Consider the following 16085-nt stretch of genomic DNA (forward strand, 5'->3'; position numbering starts at 1 on the left):
GATACGCCCCCGTCTCGGGGGCCCTAGGGATGGCGAATCATCCTGGGGAACTATTTCAGGCCGGGTCCCGGATCCGAAAGTCGGGCGGCGTGAAGACCCGAGGGAGGGCCGCGGGGCCGTCCGGGCCGGGACTCGTCCGGCCGGGTGTCCGCTACGCGGGACGGGGCGCCGGGTGGCATCGGGTGCCCGATACGGTGGGAGCACCATGAGCGCATCGCAGACACCGGACGTTCCCGCCGTTCCCGCCGTTCCCGCCGCGGACGTTCCCACGCTTCTCGTCAAGATCTTCGGTAAGGACCGGCCCGGGATCACCGCCGGTCTCTTCGACACCCTGGCCGCCTTCTCGGTGGACGTCGTCGACATCGAGCAGGTCGTCTCGCGGGGCCGGCTCGTGCTGTGCGCGCTGGTCACCGAGCCGACCGTCGCCTCGCAGGGCGAGCTGCGCGCCACCGTGCACAGCTGGGCCGAGTCGCTGAAGCTCCAGGCGGAGATCATCTCGGGCACCGGCGACAACCGGCCGCGCGGTGAGGGCCGCTCGCACGTGACCGTGCTCGGGCACCCGCTGACGGCCGAGCAGACGGCGGCCATAGCGGCCAGGATCGCCGGGGCGGGCGGCAACATCGACCGTATCTTCCGACTGGCGAAGTACCCGGTGACGGCCGTCGAGTTCGCGGTCTCGGGCTGCGCGACGGAGGCGCTGCGGACGGCACTCGCCATCGAGGCGCACACGATCGGCGTGGACGTGGCCGTGGTCTCGGCCGGGCTGCACCGGCGGGCGCAGCGGCTGGTCGTGATGGACGTGGACTCGACGCTGATCCAGGACGAGGTCATCGAGCTCTTCGCGGCGCACGCGGGGTGCGAGGAGAAGGTCGCCGAGGTGACGGCGGCGGCGATGCGGGGCGAGCTGGACTTCGAGCAGTCGCTGCACGCGCGCGTGGCGCTCCTTGAGGGCCTGGACGCGTCGGTGGTGGACAAGGTGCGGGTCGAGGTGCGGCTCACGCCGGGCGCGCGGACGCTGATCCGCACGCTCAAGCGGCTCGGCTTCCAGGTGGGTGTGGTCTCGGGCGGTTTCACACAGGTGACCGACGATCTGAAGGAGCGGCTCGGGCTGGACTTCGCCCAGGCCAACACCCTGGAGATCGTGGACGGGAAGCTGACCGGCCGGGTGACGGGCGAGATCGTGGACCGGGCGGGCAAGGCGCGGCTGCTGCGCCGGTTCGCGTCGGAGGCCGGGGTGCCGCTGGCGCAGACGGTGGCGATCGGCGACGGCGCCAACGACCTGGACATGCTGAACGCGGCGGGGCTCGGGGTGGCGTTCAACGCCAAGCCGGTGGTGCGCGAGGCGGCCCACACGGCGGTGAACGTGCCGTTCCTCGACACGGTGCTGTACCTGCTCGGGATCACCCGCGAGGAGGTCGAGGCGGCGGACTTCGGCGAGGAGGACCCGCTCCACTGAGCCCGCCCGCCCGTTCTCGTACGGGAGGCGCTTGTTCTCGTACAGGACGCGCCCGTTCTCGTACGGGACGCGCTTGTTCTCGTACGGGAAGGGGCCCGGCCGTTCTTCCGACGGCCGGGCCCCTTTCGCGTACGCGCGCGCGGGTCAGCCGTGCGGGGTCCAGAACTCGACGAGGGTCCCGACGCCGTGCTCGACGGACTTCCAGGTGCCGGTGAAGGTGAGGACGGCGTAGGCGGCGGTCGGGTAGCCGCTGCGGTTCATCCGGGCGAGGCCGTCGCCCTCGGCCTCGCCCGCGAGGGCGTCGGCCAGGGCGTGCATGCCGGGGTTGTGGCCGACGAGGAGGACGTTGTCCACCTCTTCCGGGACCTCGTTGAGCAGGGCGATCAGCTCGCCGAGGGACGCCTCGTAGATCCGCTCCTCGTAGACCGTCTTCGGCCGCTCGGGCAGCTCCTGGACGGCGAGCTTCCACGTCTCACGGGTGCGGGCGGCGGTCGAGCAGAGGGCCAGATCGATGGGGATGCCGGACTGGGCGAGCCGGCGGCCCGCCACGGGTGCGTCCTTGCGGCCGCGCTCGGCGAGCGGCCGCTCGTGGTCGGTCTCCTGGCCCCAGTCTGCCTTCGCGTGCCGGAGCAGCACGATCCTGCGGGTTGATTCGACGCTCATGGTCCACAGCTTGGCACGGATTCGGCCGTCCTGACTCAGAGAGCGAGGGTTTGCCCGATCCGCTGGAGCAGCTCTCCCATCCCGCCGTCCCCGCCCGCCGCAGCGGCCTCACCGGGCCCGGTGACCAGCAGCAGGAGGACGGTGAAGGCGGCCACCGGGAGGGCGAGGGCCCACCAGGGCAGCCGGGTGTCGACGCCGCCGGCGGGCGTGGTCCGGTCGCCGGTGCGGGTGAGGGCCGTCATGACCGCCTCCGTGATGGGGTGGCCCCCCTGGACGACGGGACGACGTCCCCGGGGGAGGGTGGATGCCGCGGAACCGCGGTGTGTCTCCACCGTAGGGAGCGCGGGGGCCGCGGCCCATCCGGTGATCCACCTACTCGCCCCTGAGTCTTCCCCCTAGGGGACAGGGGGGTTGTCCCCACCCCCGGCCGGGGCGGGCCGGGTCAGGGGGAGGCGATCGAGGCGATGACGGCGATGACGACCGTGATGCCGAGCATCGCGCCGAGCACGAGGAGCAGCTTCTTCTGGCCGCCCTGGGGATTGGGTTCGAGAACGGGCATGGCCACAGTCTCGCATCTCAGGATTCGTCTTCGATCGTCCGGTCCCGTCCGGCGAGCGTGCCCACGATCATCTGCGGCACCATGAGCCCGCCCATGAGGGCGATCGGCACGCCCCAGCCGCCGCTGTGCTGGTAGAGCACGCCGACGAGGAGGGGCCCGGGGATGGAGATGAGGTAGCCGACGCTCTGGGCGAAGGCGGAGAGGCGGACGACGCCGGCGCCGGTGCGCGAGCGCATGCCGATCATGGTGAGGGCGAGCGGGAAGGAGCAGTTGGAGACGCCGAGGAGCACCGCCCAGACCCAGGCGCCGCCGGCCGGGGCGAGGAACAGGCCGGTGTAGCCGATCAGGCCGCAGCTTCCGAGGGCGACGACGATCGGGCCCTGGCTGCGCATGCGGGTGGCGAGGCGCGGGATGACGAAGGCGAGCGGGACGCCCATGACCATGGTGACCGCGAGCAGGATGCCCGCGGTGGAGGCGGGGACGCCGGAGTCGCGGAAGATCTGCGGCATCCAGCCCATGGTGATGTACGCGCCCGTGGCCTGGAGTCCGAAGAAGCAGGCGAGGGCCCAGGCGGTGCTGCTGCGGTACATCGGGCGGGACGCGGACGCGGTGTCGGTGGTGGCGGCCTTCGGGGCTCCGCCGGGCGTGGCGCCCGGTTCCGTACGGGCCGTGCCGGTGCGGTCCTTGACGAGCGGGAGCCAGGGCAGGACGGCGAGGGCGGCGACGACCGCCCAGACGCCGAGGCCGAGGCGCCAGTCGCCGCCCAGCGCGTCGGTCATGGGGACGGTGAGGGCGGCGGCGAGCGAGGTGCCGAGCGCGAGGGCCATGGAGTACAGGCCGGTCATGCTGCCGATGCGGTCGGGGAAGTACCGCTTGACGATCACCGGCATGAGGATGTTGCTGACGGCGATGCCCATGAGGGCGAGGGCGCTGGCGGCGAGGAAGCCCGCGGTGCCGGTCGCGAGGGGGCGCAGCAGCAGGCCGGTGAAGATGGCGGCCATGCCGGCGCAGACGACGGCGGCGGGGCCGAAGCGGCGGGCCAGGCGCGGGGCGGTGATGCCGAAGATCGCGAAGCAGAGCGGCGGCACGGAGGTGAGGATCCCGGCGACGGTGCCGCTCATGTGCAGGGAGGCGCTGACCTCTTCGAGGAGGGCGCCGAGGCTGGTGATCGCGGGGCGCAGGTTGAGCGCGGCGAGGACGAGTCCGACGGAGACGAGGCCGAGGGTCCAGCGGGCGGTGCGGCCGCCGTCCGGGGTGGGCGCGGGCAGCGGCGCCGGGGTGGATATCGGGTGTTCCGGGGCGGGGGCCGGCCGGGTCGCGGCGGCGGGGTCGAGGGTCTTCGGCTCGTCTGACATAGAACCATCATAGAATCATGGGATGATTGGTTGTCCAATCCCGAACCAATACCACCCCACCCCGGAAGGTGAGTCCCCATGGCCCTCGGGCACCCCCGGCGCACCGGTCTGACCGACCAGGTGATCGCCGAGCTGCGGAACCAGATCACCTCCGGCGAGTGGCCGGTCGGCTCGCGCATCCCGACCGAGCCCGAGCTGGTCGAGCAGCTGGGCGTGGCGCGCAACACCGTCCGCGAGGCGGTCCGGGCCCTCGCCCACAACGGACTGCTCGACATCCGTCAGGGCTCCGGCACCTATGTGGCGGCGACGAGCGAGCTGGCCGGGGTGATGCACCGGCGGTTCGCGGGCTCCGACCCGCGGCACGTGGCCGAGCTGCGCTCCACGCTGGAGTCGGCCGCCGCGCGGTTCGCGGCGGAGCGGCGCTCCGAGCGGGACCTCAAGCAGTTGGACGCGCTGCTGGTGCGGCGCGAGGAGGCGTGGGAGTCGGGGGACGCGGAGCGGTTCGTGACGGTGGACGCGGCCTTCCACCACGCGGTGGTGGCGGCGTCCGGCAACGACGTGCTGACGGAGCTCTACGCGGACCTGGGCGATCTCCTGCGGGAGTGGCTGCGCGGCGACGTCGGGCAGGTGCTGCGGCCGGAGAACCACATGGACCACGCGCGCCTGGTGGACGCGATCAGGACCGGGGACGCGGAGCGGGCGGCCGAGGAGGCGGCCGGCTATCCGTTCATGTGCCTGGGAGGGCGGGAGGGGCCGGGGGAAGCGCCGCCGGAGGAGCCGGGTCCGCGGCCGGTTCGTGGGTGACCCACGCGGCGCGGACCTCCTTCCAGCAGCGGGCGGTGAGGGTCGCGTGGTCGGCGGGCGCGACGTCGACGGGCGCGCTGTCGGTGTCCAGGTCCCACCAGGGGTCGCACTCGACGTGCAGCCGTATGCGGTCGGTGCGGGGGTACGGGTTCCGGCAGTGGGCGGTGACCCGGGTGCCCTCGACGACCGTGTGGCAGGAGGAGCCGAAGTCCTCCGGCTCGTCGGCGGCCGGTGCGGCGGTCACGGCGAGCTCCTCGGCGGGGGCGGGGGCCGCGTGGACCTCCGCGGCGACGGCGGTCCCGAGGAGCAGGGCGGCGACCGAGGCGTAGGCGGCGAAGCCGCGCTGGAGCGTGCGCATGCCCGTACCTCCTCCCCGTGAGTAGCCGGAACGACACGCTTCGACCAGTCTGCGGTGATCCGCCGGACTTTTCGACTCGGGGCGCCGGAGGGCCGGGAAACGGCGGGGGCCGGGTGCGGTCCCCCGAGGGGAAACGCACCCGGCCCCGGCCGGTGCGGTACGTGCGGTGTCAGGCGCCGATCGCGTGCAGACCGCCGTCGACGTGGACGATCTCGCCGGTGGTCTTCGGGAACCAGTCGGAGAGCAGCGCGACGACCGCGCGGCCGGCCGGCTCCGGGTCGGAGAGGTTCCACTCCAGCGGGGAGCGGCTGTCCCAGACGCTCGCCAGCTCGCCGAAGCCCGGGATGGACTTGGCGGCCATGGAGCCGAGCGGGCCGGCGGAGACCAGGTTGCAGCGGATGTTCTGCTTGCCCAGGTCACGCGCCATGTAGCGGCTGGTGGCCTCCAGGGCGGCCTTGGCCGGGCCCATCCAGTCGTACTGCGGCCAGGCGAACTTCGCGTCGAAGGTGAGGCCGACGACCGCGCCGCCCTCGCTCATCAGCGGCAGCAGCGCCATCGTCAGGGACTTCAGGGAGAAGGCCGAGACGTGCATGGCGGTGGCGACGGACTCGAACGGCGTGTTGAGGAAGTTGCCGCCGAGGGCGTCCTGCGGCGCGAAGCCGATGGAGTGCACGACGCCGTCGATGCGGTCGCCGAGGTGTTCGCGGACCTGGCCCTCCAGGCGCGCGAGGTGCTCGTCGTTGGAGACGTCGAGCTCCAGGACCTTGACGTTCTCGGGATGGGGGAGCTTCTTGGCGATGCGCTCGGTCAGCGTGGGCCGGGGCCAGGCGGTGAGGATGATCTCCGCGCCCTGCTCCTGGGCCAGCTTCGCGGTGTGGAAGGCGATGGAGGACTCCATCAGCACACCGGTGATGAGGATCTTCTTGCCCTCGAGGATTCCAGACGTGTTCGTCATCGTGCTCAGTGACCCATTCCCAGTCCGCCGTCAACCGGAATGACGGCTCCAGTGATGTACGAGGCGTCGTCGGAGGCGAGGAACCTCACGGCCGCGGCGATCTCCTGCGGCTGCGCGTAGCGGCCGAGCGGGACCTGGGACACGATGCCCGCGCGCTGCTCGTCGCTGAGCACGGCGGTCATGTCGGTGTCGACGAAGCCGGGCGCGACGACGTTGAAGGTGATGTTCCGCGAGCCGAGCTCACGGGCGAGCGAGCGGGCGAAGCCGACCAGGCCGGCCTTGGAGGCGGCGTAGTTGGCCTGGCCCGCCGAGCCCAGCAGACCGACGACCGAGGAGATCAGGACGACGCGGCCCTTCTTGGCGCGGAGCATGCCGCGGTTGGCGCGCTTCACGACACGGAAGGTGCCGGTGAGGTTGGTGTCGACGACGGAGGTGAAGTCCTCGTCCGACATGCGCATCAGGAGCGTGTCGCGGGTCACGCCGGCGTTGGCCACGAGGACCTCGACCGGGCCGTGCTTCTCCTCGATCTCCTTGTACGCCTGCTCCACCTGCTCGGCGTCGGTGATGTCGCACCTGACGGCCAGGCAGCCCAGCTCCGCCAGCGCGGCCGGCGGCTCGCCGGAACGGTACGTGAACGCGACCTTGTCGCCGGCCTCGGCGAACGCGCGGGCGATGGCGAGGCCGATGCCCCGGTTTCCTCCGGTGACGAGAACCGAGCGGCTCAACGGATCACCCTTTCGATCAGCGGTCTGGTACCTCGAAACCTATCGGCCCGTTCCGCGATCCGCGGAATCGGGCCCTGACAGTGGCGTACGGATGTCACTGTCGGGTCCCTACAGAAATCCCTGGGCAACCCGGCCCAAAGCGCGACATGATCGGGGCGACCGGTCGTACACGACAGGAGACAGCTGTGCCATCTGAGGCCCATTCCATCGATCCGGCCTTCACGGCCCTGCCGCTGAGGGCGCTCGCCGACGCGGCGCTGGCCCGCGCGCGGGCGCTCGGCGCCGAGCACGCGGACTTCCGGCTCGAAAGGGTCCGCTCCGCCGCCTGGCGGCTGCGGGACGCGAAACCCGCGGGTTCGTCGGACACCACCGATCTCGGTTACGCGGTGCGGGTGGTGCACGGCGGGGCCTGGGGCTTCGCCTCCGGGGTCGACCTGACCATGGACGGGGCGGCGAAGGTCGCCTCGCAGGCCGTGGCCATGGCCAAGCTGTCGGCGCAGGTCATCGCCGCGGCCGGGTCAAATGTGGGGGTCCCCCCTGGACGGAGTCCTTGGGGGAGGGTGGAGCTGGCGGCGGAGCCGGTGCACGCGGACAAGGTGTGGATCTCCTCGTACGAGATCGACCCGTTCTCCGTGCCCGCCGAGGAGAAGAGCGCGCTGCTCGCGGACTGGTCCGGGCGGCTGCTGCGGGCCGACGGGGTCGCGCACGTGGACGCCTCGCTGCTCACGGTCTTCGAGAACAAGTTCTACGCGGACACCGCGGGCACCGTCACCACCCAGCAGCGGGTACGGCTCCACCCGCAGCTCACGGCGACCGCCGTGGACGGCACCACCGGCGAGTTCGACTCGATGCGGACGATCGCGCCGCCGGTCGGCCGCGGCTGGGAGTACCTGACCGGGACCGGCTGGGACTGGGACAGGGAGCTGGAGGAGATCCCGGAGCTGCTCGCCGAGAAGATGCGGGCGCCGAGCGTCGAGGCCGGCCGGTACGACCTGGTCGTCGACCCGTCGAACCTGTGGCTGACGATCCACGAGTCCATCGGCCACGCCACCGAGCTGGACCGGGCGCTGGGCTACGAGGCGGCGTACGCGGGCACCTCCTTCGCCACCTTCGACCAGCTGGGCAAGCTGGCGTACGGCTCCTCGGTGATGAACGTGACCGGTGACCGCACGGCCGAGCACGGCCTCGCCACGATCGGGTACGACGACGAGGGCGTCGAGGCGCAGTCCTGGGACCTGGTGAAGGACGGCACGCTCGTCGGCTACCAGCTGGACCGGCGGATCGCGAAGCTCACCGACCTCGGGCGGTCCAACGGCTGCGCGTTCGCGGACTCCCCCGGGCACGTGCCGGTGCAGCGGATGGCGAACGTGTCGCTCCAGCCCGACCCGGGCGGTCTGTCGACCGAGGACCTGATCGGCGGCGTGGAGCGCGGCATCTACGTGGTCGGCGACCGGTCCTGGTCGATCGACATGCAGCGGTACAACTTCCAGTTCACCGGCCAGCGCTTCTTCCGCATCGAGAACGGCCGGCTGGCCGGGCAGCTGCGGGACGTGGCGTACCAGGCCACGACCACCGACTTCTGGGGCTCGATGGAGAAGGTCGGCGGCCCGCAGACGTACGTCCTCGGCGGCGCCTTCAACTGCGGCAAGGCCCAGCCGGGCCAGGTCGCCGCCGTCTCGCACGGCTGCCCCTCCGCCCTCTTCCGGGGCGTCAACATTCTCAACACGACGCAGGAGGCCGGTCGATGAACAGGTCCACCACGCACGGGGCCCTCTGCTGGGGGTCCGGGGGTCGTCCCCCGGGTAAGCACAGTCTGAACACCACGCAGGAGGCCGGTCGATGAGCCGCGTCAGCAAGCCGTACGAGATCGTCGAGCGGGCGCTGGAGCTGTCCCGGGCCGACGGGTGTGTCGTCATCGCGGACGAGGAGTCCTCGGCCAACCTCCGCTGGGCGGGCAACGCGCTCACCACCAACGGCGTGACCCGGGGCCGTACGCTCACCGTCATCGCCACCGTGGACGGCTCCGAGGGCACCGCCTCCGGGGTGGTGTCCCGCTCCGCGGTGACCGCGGAGGACCTGGAGCCGCTGGTCCGGGCCGCCGAGGCGGCGGCGCGGGCGGCCGGGCCCGCCGAGGACGCGCAGCCGCTGGTGGCGGGCGTGCCCTCCTCCCCCGACTTCACCGACGCGCCCTCCGAGACCTCCTCCTCCGTCTTCGCCGACTTCGCGCCGGCGCTCGGCGATGCCTTCGCACGCGCGCGTGCCGGCGGCCGGGAGCTGTACGGCTTCGCCCACCACGAGCTGACCTCCACCTACCTGGGCACGTCCACCGGGCTGCGGCTGCGGCACGACCAGCCCAACGGCACCCTGGAGCTCAACGCCAAGTCCCCCGATCGCACCCGCTCCGCGTGGGCCGGGCGCTCCACCCGGGACTTCAAGGACGTGGACCCGGCGGCGCTCGACGCCGAGCTGGCCGTCCGGCTCGGCTGGGCCGAGCGGCGGATCGAGCTGCCGGCCGGGCGGTACGAGACGCTGCTGCCGCCGACCGCCGTGGCCGACCTGCTGATCTACCAGCTGTGGTCGTCGATGGCGCGGGACGCGGTGGAGGGCCGTACGGTCTTCTCCCGGCCCGGCGGCGGCACCCGGCTCGGCGAGACCCTCTCGCCGCTGCCGCTGACCCTGCGCAGCGACCCGCACGAGCCGGGCCTGGAGTCCGCGCCGTTCGTCATCGCGCACGCCTCAGGCGACGACGAGTCGGTCTTCGACAACGGCCTGCCGGTCGCCCCGGTGGACTGGATGCGGGACGGCGTGCTCGACCGGCTGATCACCACCCGGCACACGGCGGGCCTCACCGGCCTGCCGGTGGCGACCGGGGCGGGGAACCTGATCCTGGACGGCGGCGGCGACCGCTCCCTGGAGGAGATGGTGGCCTCCACCGAGCGCGGGCTGCTGCTGACCTGCCTCTGGTACATCCGCGAGGTCGACCCGGCGACGCTGCTCCTCACCGGTCTGACCCGGGACGGCGTCTACCTCGTGGAGAACGGCGAGGTCGTCGGCGAGGTCAACAACTTCCGGTTCAACGAGTCCCCGGTGGACCTGCTGTCGCGGGCCACCGAGGCGGGCCGGACGGAGCGGACCCTGCCGCGCGAGTGGAGCGACTGGTTCACCCGGGCCGCGATGCCCGCCCTGCGGGTGCCCGACTTCAACATGAGCTCGGTCAGCAAGGGCGTCTGACCCGCCTAGACTGGGCTTTCACCACCTCACTAGCCAAGGAGACTGACGACCGTGACGGACATCGTCGACGAGCTGAAGTGGCGCGGGCTCTTCGCCCAGTCCACCGACGAGGACGCCCTGCGCAAGGCTCTCGCGGACGGTCCCGTCACGTTCTATTGCGGTTTCGACCCGACCGCGGCCAGTCTCCACGTCGGCCACCTGGTTCAGGTGCTCACCGTCCGCCGGCTCCAGCGCGCCGGGCACCGGCCGCTGGCGCTGGTCGGCGGGGCCACCGGCCAGATCGGTGACCCCCGTCCGACCGCCGAGCGCACCCTGAACGACCCCGAGACGGTCGCCAACTGGGTGAACCGGCTGCGCACCCAGATCGAGCCCTTCCTCTCCTTCGAGGGGGAGAACGCCGCGGTCATGGTGAACAACCTGGACTGGACCGCCGGCCTGTCGGCGATCGAGTTCCTGCGGGACATCGGCAAGCACTTCCGGGTCAACAAGATGCTGACCAAGGACTCCGTGGCCCGCCGCCTGGAGTCCGAGCAGGGCATCAGCTACACCGAGTTCAGCTACCAGCTGCTCCAGGGCATGGACTTCCTGGAGCTGTACCGGCGGTACGGCTGCACGCTCCAGCAGGGCGGCTCCGACCAGTGGGGCAACCTGGTGGCCGGTCTCGACCTGATCCACCGCCTGGAGCCGGGCGCCGAGGCGCACGCGCTGGCGACCCCGCTCATGGTCAAGGCGGACGGCACCAAGTTCGGCAAGACCGAGGGCGGCGCCGTCTGGCTCGACCCGGAGATGACCACGCCGTACGCGTTCTACCAGTTCTGGCTGAACGTGGACGACCGCGACATCTCGACGTACATGCGGATCCTCTCCTTCAAGCCCCGTGAGGAGCTGGAGGAGCTGGAGGCGCAGACCGCCGAGCGTCCGCAGGCGCGGGCCGCGCAGCGGGCGCTCGCCGAGGAGCTCACCACCCTGGTGCACGGCGCGGACCAGTGCCGGGCGGTCATCGAGGCGTCGAAGGCGCTGTTCGGGCAGGGCGACCTGACCGAGCTGGACGAGAAGACGCTGGCCGCGGCGCTCTCCGAGCTGCCGCACGCGCGCGTGACCGAGCTGGGCCAGGTCGTGGACCTGTTCGCCGAGGTCGGTCTGGTGGCGAGCAAGTCGGCCGCGCGGCGCACGGTGAAGGAGGGCGGCGCCTACGTGAACAACGTGAAGGTGACCGCCGAGGACGCCGTCGTCGAGGCGGGCGAGCTGCTGCACGGCCGCTGGCTGGTGCTGCGGCGCGGCAAGAAGAACCTGGCGGCCATCGAGTACGCCGGCTAGGATACACCGGAAGGCCCGGTACGGCGGTCGCCGTACCGGGCCTTCCGGCTGTGCCGCCCCGTCAGGTGCGCTGTCTGTTGCCCTTGATCGAGGCCCAGACCATGTCGCCGACGCCGACCACGACCACGGCGCCGATGAGCTGGAGCAGGTGACGGGTCCAGTCGATGCCCTTGGTGTCCTCGACGCCGATCCACGTGGCGACCGCGTTGCCCAGGACGCTGCCCAGGATGCCGAAGACCGTCGTCAGCCAGAGCGGGATCTGCTGCTTGCCCGGCAGGATCGCCTTCGCGATCAGACCCAGGACGAATCCGACGATGATCGCCCACAACCAACTCATAGTCGCCTCCTCGTGCGCATGTGGCCCCAGTCTCGGCCCGTCGGCCATACGGCGCATGTCGGACGCCTCCGTCCGTGACCCGGTCTCGTCGGCCCGGGGCCGTGGGCGTACGGTGGTCCGAGGTCCGGACCGGGGGTCCGGCGTGAGCGGCGGGTGGTGGAACACGATGCGGAAGCGAGGCGGACCCGAGGTCTTCCGGATCACCGGGGCCCGGCAGGGGCTGGAGGACGACGTCCGGGGGCGGCAGCGGCGGTACATCATCTCGATGTCGGTCCGGACGCTCTCCGTGATCGCGGCCGCGGTGCTGTGGAACGTGGAACGGCACGTGGCGGTCGTGGCCCTGGCCCTCGGGGTGCTGCTGCCGTACATCGCGGTGGTGATCGCGAACGCGGGGCGCGAGAGCGCCCCCTCGCTCCCCTCGGCGTATCTGCCGTCGCCGGTGCGCCCGGCGCTCGGGCCGGGCGAGGACGGAGCGGAATCCGGAGCGGAACGCCCGTACGGGCAGGGCTGATCCGGCCCGGCCTTCCCCGGTCACGGAACGTGGCGGCGAAGGCGCCGGGAACCTCAAGAAAAGCTCAGATCAATCGTGAAGTTCCGGTGCACCGCACCCGGGGTGCCGTGACATACTGCGTACGCGCTCCGCATCCCCCGTCGGAGCGACGGACCGATGCCGGGCAGCTCCCCCCGTGGCTGCTCGGCATCGCCCTTGCTGGACAATGATCGGGTGAGCCAAGAGAAGCCGATCTGTTCCGCCAAGGGCTGCCGCGCCGACGCCGTCTGGGTCCTCGCGTGGAACAACCCCAAGCTGCACACGCCCGAGCGGCGCAAGACCTGGCTCGCGTGCGAGGAGCACCGCGAGCACCTGTCCCAGTTCCTGGGCGTGCGGGGATTCCTGAAGGACGTCGTCCCGCTCGCGGAGTGGGACTCAGCCGCCGATAGCTGACATGGGGCGGTCGGGCTGGAGGAAGCTCGGGTCGTCCAGGCCCGAGCCGGCCTTCTTCCCCCACATCGCCTTCTTCCACAGCTCCGCGACGTCCGCGTCCGGCGCGTCCGAGCGGAGCGCGGCCCGCAGGTCGGTCTCCTCGGTGGCGAAGAGGCAGGTGCGGATCTGTCCGTCGGCGGTGAGCCGGGTGCGGTCGCAGGCCCGGCAGAACGGGCGGGTGACGGAGGCGATGACGCCGACCGTGTGGGGCCCGCCGTCGACGACCCAGCGCTCGGCCGGGGCGGAACCGCGCTCCTCGGAGCCCTCGGGGGTGAGGGTGAAGCGGGTGCGCAGCGACTCCAGGATGTCCCCGGCGGTGATCATGCCGTCGCGCTTCCAGCCGTGCTGGGCGTCGAGGGGCATCTGCTCGATGAAGCGGAGCTCGTACCCCTCCTCCACCGCCCAGGCGAGCAGGTCGGGGGCCTCGTCGTCGTTGAGCCCCGGCATCAGGACCGCGTTGACCTTCACCGGGGTGAGGCCCGCCTCGCGGGCGGCGGCCATGCCGTCGAGGACGTCGTGGTGGCGGTCGCGGCGGGTGAGGGTCTTGAAGACCTCGGGCCGCAGGGTGTCGAGCGAGACGTTGACCCGGTCCAGGCCGGCGGCCTTGAGGGCGGCGGCGGTGCGCTTGAGCCCGATGCCGTTGGTCGTCAGGGACATCCGGGGGCGGGGCTCCAGGGCGGCGCAGCGCTCGACGATCCCGACGAGGCCGGGGCGGAGCAGCGGCTCGCCGCCGGTGAAGCGGACCTCGGTGACGCCGAGGTCGGTGACGGCGATCCGGATCAGCCGGACGATCTCGTCGTCGGTGAGGAGGTCGGGCTTGGCCAGCCACTGGAGGCCCTCTTCGGGCATGCAGTAGGTGCAGCGCAGATTGCACCGATCGGTGAGGGAAACGCGCAGGTCAGTGGCGACCCGGCCGTACGTGTCGAGGAGCACCGGTCCCCCTCCCCTTCTCCAGGTTCGCTTGTCTTCCGAGCCTACGTGACCGTGCGGACCTCGGGCACGGGCCGATTGTCACGAGGACGGCACCGGCCGCGTCGTAGAACTCTACGACGCGGCCGGTGGTTCGCTGCGGAACGTATACGAGCGGCTGCGCTGTGGTCAGTGCTTCACGGCCGCGGCGGTGCCGACGCCGGTGAGGGACTTGACCTCCAGTTCGGCGTACTTGCCCGCGTCCGGCTCCTCCTTGGAGAGGAGGGAGCCGAGCCAGCCGAGGAGGAAGCCGAGCGGGATGGAGACCAGGCCCGGGTTCTCCAGCGGGAACCAGTGGAAGTCGACGCCCTTGAACATGGAGCCGGGTCCGCCGGAGACGACCGGGGAGAAGAGGACGAGGACGACGGAGGAGGCCAGGCCGCCGTAGATCGACCAGAGCGCGCCCTGGGTGGTGAACCGCTTCCAGAAGAGCGAGTAGAGGATCGTCGGCAGGTTGGCCGAGGCGGCGACCGCGAAGGCGAGGGCGACGAGACCGGCGACGTTGAGGTCGCGGGCGAGGGCGCCGAGCCCGATGGAGACGACGCCGATGAAGACGGTGGACCAGCGGGCGGCCCGCATCTCCTGCTTCTCGGTGGCCTTCCCGCGCTTGATCACGTTGGCGTAGATGTCGTGCGCGAAGGACGAGGAGGAGGCGAGGGTCAGACCGGCGACGACGGCCAGGATGGTGGCGAAGGCGACGGCGGAGATGACGGCGAGGAGGATCGCTCCGGCGGTGGAGTCGGCGCCGCCACCGACCTCCAGGGCCGTGAGCGGGGCCGCCGTGTTGCCCGCCTTGTTGGAGGAGGTGATGGTCTCCGGGCTGAGCAGGGCGGCGGCGCCGAAGCCGAGGACGATCGTCATCAGGTAGAAGGCGCCGATGATGCCGATGGCCCAGTTGACCGACTTCCGGGCGGCCTGGGCGGTCGGCACCGTGTAGAAGCGGATCAGGATGTGCGGCAGTCCCGCGGTGCCGAGGACGAGGGCGATGCCGAGGGAGAGGAAGTCGAGCTTCGAGATCTCGCTGACGCCGTACTTGAGGCCGGGCTCCAGGAAGGCGTCGCCCTTGCCGCTGTTGGTGGCGGCGGCTCCGAGCAGCTGCGAGAGGTTGAAGTCGAACTTGAGCAGGATGAGGAAGGTGATGAGGAGGGTGCCCGCGATGAGGAGCACCGCCTTCACCATCTGCACCCAGGTGGTGCCCTTCATGCCGCCGATGGTCACGTAGACGATCATCAGGACGCCGACCAGGGCGACGATCGCGATCTTGCCGCCGTCGCTGGTGATGCCGAGGAGCAGCGAGACGAGGACGCCGGCGCCGGCCATCTGGGCGAGCAGGTAGAAGATCGAGACGACGATGGTGGAGGTGCCGGCGGCGGTGCGGACGGGGCGCTGGCGCATCCGGTAGGCGAGGACGTCGCCCATGGTGAAGCGGCCGGAGTTGCGCAGCGGTTCGGCGACCAGGAGCAGGGCGACGAGCCAGGCGACGAGGAAGCCGATGGAGTAGAGGAAGCCGTCGTAGCCGTAGAGGGCGATGGCGCCGCTGATGCCGAGGAAGGACGCGGCGGACATGTAGTCGCCGGAGATCGCGAGGCCGTTCTGGAAGCCGGTGAACTGGCCGCCGCCGGCGTAGAAGTCGGCGGCGCTGCGGGTCTGCCGGCCGGCCCAGACGGTGATGGCGAGGGTGGCGATCACGAAGGCGCCGAAGAGGGCGATGATCAGCGGCCGGTGCTCGGTGGTGGCGTTGTCGGCGGCGAGCAGGACGGGGGCGCCGGCGGTGACGAGGGTGCTCATGCGTCGCCCTCCATACGGGCCTTGATGGCCTCGCCCTTGGGGTCGAGGCGGAGGGCGGCGTGGCGGGAGTAGAGCCAGGCGATGAGGAAGGTGGTGGCGAACTGGCCGAGGCCCAGGACGAGCGCCACGTTGATGTTGCCGAAGACGCGGGTGCCCATGAACCCGCCCGCGTAGTTGGAGAGCAGGACGTAGAGCAGGTACCAGGTGATGAAGGCGATCGTCAGGGGGAAGGCGAAGGAGCGGTAGGTGCGGCGGAGCTCGCCGAACTCCTCGCTCCGCTGGACCTCGACGAACTGCTCCGTGGTGGGCCGGGCGGGACCGGGGTCGGTCTCGGTGCCCTTTCTCGGCGGCGGCGGTGCTTCGGTAGCCACGGAATCTCCTCGTGACGCGGGGACGGACGGCATGGTCAAGGGGGGCCTCACCTGGGGGTGCGGGAGCGGGGGCGCCTGCTGGAGCCCCTCCCCTGCTCAACGGCACGGAGCCCGATGCGAAGTGGTTCAGCGGTGGGGAATTCTTGGTGCCAATCTTCATCAGGTCTTCTCAACTCATTGATGAGCAGACAAGATCAGCGATAGCTTCACTCGTC

General features: G+C 71.4%; 18 protein-coding genes. 7 read left to right on the plus strand and 11 right to left on the minus strand.

Going from position 1 to position 16085, the window contains the following annotated elements; genetic code table 11:
- Positions 1-205: 205 nt before the first annotated feature.
- The gene (gene serB, locus ACFXMG_RS37435) at positions 206-1456 is read left to right on the plus strand and encodes a phosphoserine phosphatase SerB (protein WP_383822294.1); all 1251 of its coding nucleotides are present in this window, start codon (positions 206-208) and stop codon (positions 1454-1456) included.
- A 144-nt stretch (positions 1457-1600) separates the two neighbouring features.
- Here serB and ACFXMG_RS37440 read toward each other — a convergent pair whose 3' ends face one another.
- The 4 genes from ACFXMG_RS37440 to ACFXMG_RS37455 all read right to left on the minus strand — a co-directional run bounded on the left by ACFXMG_RS37440 (position 1601) and on the right by ACFXMG_RS37455 (position 4033).
- Positions 1601-2119, minus strand: a complete 519-nt coding sequence (locus ACFXMG_RS37440) for a SixA phosphatase family protein (protein WP_383822291.1) — start codon at positions 2117-2119, stop codon at positions 1601-1603.
- Positions 2120-2154: 35 nt separating this feature from the next.
- The gene (locus ACFXMG_RS37445; RefSeq protein ID WP_383822289.1) at positions 2155-2361 is read right to left on the minus strand and encodes a hypothetical protein; all 207 of its coding nucleotides are present in this window, start codon (positions 2359-2361) and stop codon (positions 2155-2157) included.
- 200 nt (positions 2362-2561) lie between these two features.
- Positions 2562-2678, minus strand: a complete 117-nt coding sequence (locus ACFXMG_RS37450; protein WP_268254990.1) for an SGM_5486 family transporter-associated protein — start codon at positions 2676-2678, stop codon at positions 2562-2564.
- Between the two features lie 17 nt (positions 2679-2695).
- A complete protein-coding gene (locus tag ACFXMG_RS37455) occupies positions 2696-4033 on the minus strand; it encodes a CynX/NimT family MFS transporter (RefSeq protein ID WP_383822286.1) in 1338 nt (445 codons plus the stop codon).
- A 78-nt stretch (positions 4034-4111) separates the two neighbouring features.
- Here ACFXMG_RS37455 and ACFXMG_RS37460 point away from each other — a divergent pair, with 78 nt between their 5' ends.
- A complete protein-coding gene (locus ACFXMG_RS37460; RefSeq protein ID WP_383822283.1) occupies positions 4112-4837 on the plus strand; it encodes a FadR/GntR family transcriptional regulator in 726 nt (241 codons plus the stop codon).
- On the opposite strand, the gene ACFXMG_RS37465 is transcribed toward ACFXMG_RS37460, so the two are convergent.
- The 3 genes from ACFXMG_RS37465 to fabG all read right to left on the minus strand — a co-directional run bounded on the left by ACFXMG_RS37465 (position 4761) and on the right by fabG (position 6875).
- Positions 4761-5195, minus strand: a complete 435-nt coding sequence (locus tag ACFXMG_RS37465) for a hypothetical protein (RefSeq protein ID WP_383822281.1) — start codon at positions 5193-5195, stop codon at positions 4761-4763. The two genes, ACFXMG_RS37460 and ACFXMG_RS37465, sit on opposite strands and share 77 nt — an antisense overlap.
- Before the next feature lie 169 nt (positions 5196-5364).
- On the minus strand, positions 5365-6150 hold the full coding sequence (gene fabI / locus ACFXMG_RS37470; RefSeq protein ID WP_383822278.1) for an enoyl-ACP reductase FabI: 786 nt from the start codon (positions 6148-6150) through the stop codon (positions 5365-5367).
- A 5-nt stretch (positions 6151-6155) separates the two neighbouring features.
- Positions 6156-6875: a 3-oxoacyl-[acyl-carrier-protein] reductase gene (fabG, locus tag ACFXMG_RS37475; RefSeq protein WP_383822275.1), complete on the minus strand. Its 720-nt coding sequence runs from the start codon at positions 6873-6875 to the stop codon at positions 6156-6158.
- A gap of 206 nt (positions 6876-7081) precedes the next feature.
- On the opposite strand from fabG, the gene ACFXMG_RS37480 reads away from it, so the two are divergent.
- From ACFXMG_RS37480 to tyrS, 3 genes are all read left to right on the plus strand, one after another.
- On the plus strand, positions 7082-8623 hold the full coding sequence (locus ACFXMG_RS37480) for a TldD/PmbA family protein (RefSeq protein ID WP_383822332.1): 1542 nt from the start codon (positions 7082-7084) through the stop codon (positions 8621-8623).
- 91 nt (positions 8624-8714) lie between these two features.
- The gene (locus ACFXMG_RS37485; RefSeq protein ID WP_383822272.1) at positions 8715-10106 is read left to right on the plus strand and encodes a metallopeptidase TldD-related protein; all 1392 of its coding nucleotides are present in this window, start codon (positions 8715-8717) and stop codon (positions 10104-10106) included.
- A gap of 51 nt (positions 10107-10157) precedes the next feature.
- The gene (gene tyrS, locus ACFXMG_RS37490) at positions 10158-11423 is read left to right on the plus strand and encodes a tyrosine--tRNA ligase (RefSeq protein WP_383822269.1); all 1266 of its coding nucleotides are present in this window, start codon (positions 10158-10160) and stop codon (positions 11421-11423) included.
- Between the two features lie 61 nt (positions 11424-11484).
- Here the strand turns inward: tyrS and ACFXMG_RS37495 are convergent, their stop codons facing one another.
- Entirely contained in the window at positions 11485-11760 is a 276-nt protein-coding gene (locus tag ACFXMG_RS37495) for a GlsB/YeaQ/YmgE family stress response membrane protein (protein WP_383822266.1), read from the minus strand.
- Positions 11761-11926: 166 nt separating this feature from the next.
- Between ACFXMG_RS37495 and ACFXMG_RS37500 the strand changes: the two genes are divergently transcribed.
- A complete protein-coding gene (locus ACFXMG_RS37500; RefSeq protein WP_383822263.1) occupies positions 11927-12271 on the plus strand; it encodes a DUF3099 domain-containing protein in 345 nt (114 codons plus the stop codon).
- A 213-nt stretch (positions 12272-12484) separates the two neighbouring features.
- Positions 12485-12703, plus strand: a complete 219-nt coding sequence (locus tag ACFXMG_RS37505; protein ID WP_383822260.1) for a hypothetical protein — start codon at positions 12485-12487, stop codon at positions 12701-12703.
- On the opposite strand, the gene moaA is transcribed toward ACFXMG_RS37505, so the two are convergent.
- The 3 genes from moaA to ACFXMG_RS37520 all read right to left on the minus strand — a co-directional run bounded on the left by moaA (position 12686) and on the right by ACFXMG_RS37520 (position 15870).
- Positions 12686-13675, minus strand: a complete 990-nt coding sequence (gene moaA, locus ACFXMG_RS37510; RefSeq protein ID WP_383822256.1) for a GTP 3',8-cyclase MoaA — start codon at positions 13673-13675, stop codon at positions 12686-12688. The two genes, ACFXMG_RS37505 and moaA, sit on opposite strands and share 18 nt — an antisense overlap.
- 165 nt (positions 13676-13840) lie before the next feature.
- On the minus strand, positions 13841-15499 hold the full coding sequence (locus ACFXMG_RS37515) for a cation acetate symporter (RefSeq protein ID WP_383822255.1): 1659 nt from the start codon (positions 15497-15499) through the stop codon (positions 13841-13843).
- Positions 15496-15870, minus strand: a complete 375-nt coding sequence (locus ACFXMG_RS37520) for a DUF485 domain-containing protein (RefSeq protein ID WP_383822251.1) — start codon at positions 15868-15870, stop codon at positions 15496-15498. The genes ACFXMG_RS37515 and ACFXMG_RS37520 overlap by 4 nt, the downstream gene beginning before the upstream one ends.
- Between the last annotated feature and the right edge of the window lie 215 nt (positions 15871-16085).

Source organism: Streptomyces sp. NPDC059201 (assembly GCF_042754585.1).
In the GTDB taxonomy this organism is placed as follows: domain Bacteria; phylum Actinomycetota; class Actinomycetes; order Streptomycetales; family Streptomycetaceae; genus Streptomyces.

What these genes read in the sequence shown, in the direction of transcription:
- ACFXMG_RS37440 (WP_383822291.1), bottom strand. Translation starts at nt 2,119, where the DNA reads ATGAGCGTCGAATCAACCCGCAGGATCGTGCTGCTCCGGCACGCGAAG.
- ACFXMG_RS37445 (WP_383822289.1), bottom strand. Translation starts at nt 2,361, where the DNA reads ATGACGGCCCTCACCCGCACCGGCGACCGGACCACGCCCGCCGGCGGC.
- ACFXMG_RS37450 (WP_268254990.1), bottom strand. Translation starts at nt 2,678, where the DNA reads ATGCCCGTTCTCGAACCCAATCCCCAGGGCGGCCAGAAGAAGCTGCTC.
- ACFXMG_RS37500 (WP_383822263.1), top strand. Translation starts at nt 11,927, where the DNA reads ATGCGGAAGCGAGGCGGACCCGAGGTCTTCCGGATCACCGGGGCCCGG.
- ACFXMG_RS37465 (WP_383822281.1), bottom strand. Translation starts at nt 5,195, where the DNA reads ATGCGCACGCTCCAGCGCGGCTTCGCCGCCTACGCCTCGGTCGCCGCC.
- ACFXMG_RS37495 (WP_383822266.1), bottom strand. Translation starts at nt 11,760, where the DNA reads ATGAGTTGGTTGTGGGCGATCATCGTCGGATTCGTCCTGGGTCTGATC.
- serB (WP_383822294.1), top strand. Translation starts at nt 206, where the DNA reads ATGAGCGCATCGCAGACACCGGACGTTCCCGCCGTTCCCGCCGTTCCC.
- ACFXMG_RS37515 (WP_383822255.1), bottom strand. Translation starts at nt 15,499, where the DNA reads ATGAGCACCCTCGTCACCGCCGGCGCCCCCGTCCTGCTCGCCGCCGAC.
- ACFXMG_RS37455 (WP_383822286.1), bottom strand. Translation starts at nt 4,033, where the DNA reads ATGTCAGACGAGCCGAAGACCCTCGACCCCGCCGCCGCGACCCGGCCG.
- ACFXMG_RS37485 (WP_383822272.1), top strand. Translation starts at nt 8,715, where the DNA reads ATGAGCCGCGTCAGCAAGCCGTACGAGATCGTCGAGCGGGCGCTGGAG.
- fabI (WP_383822278.1), bottom strand. Translation starts at nt 6,150, where the DNA reads ATGACGAACACGTCTGGAATCCTCGAGGGCAAGAAGATCCTCATCACC.
- ACFXMG_RS37460 (WP_383822283.1), top strand. Translation starts at nt 4,112, where the DNA reads ATGGCCCTCGGGCACCCCCGGCGCACCGGTCTGACCGACCAGGTGATC.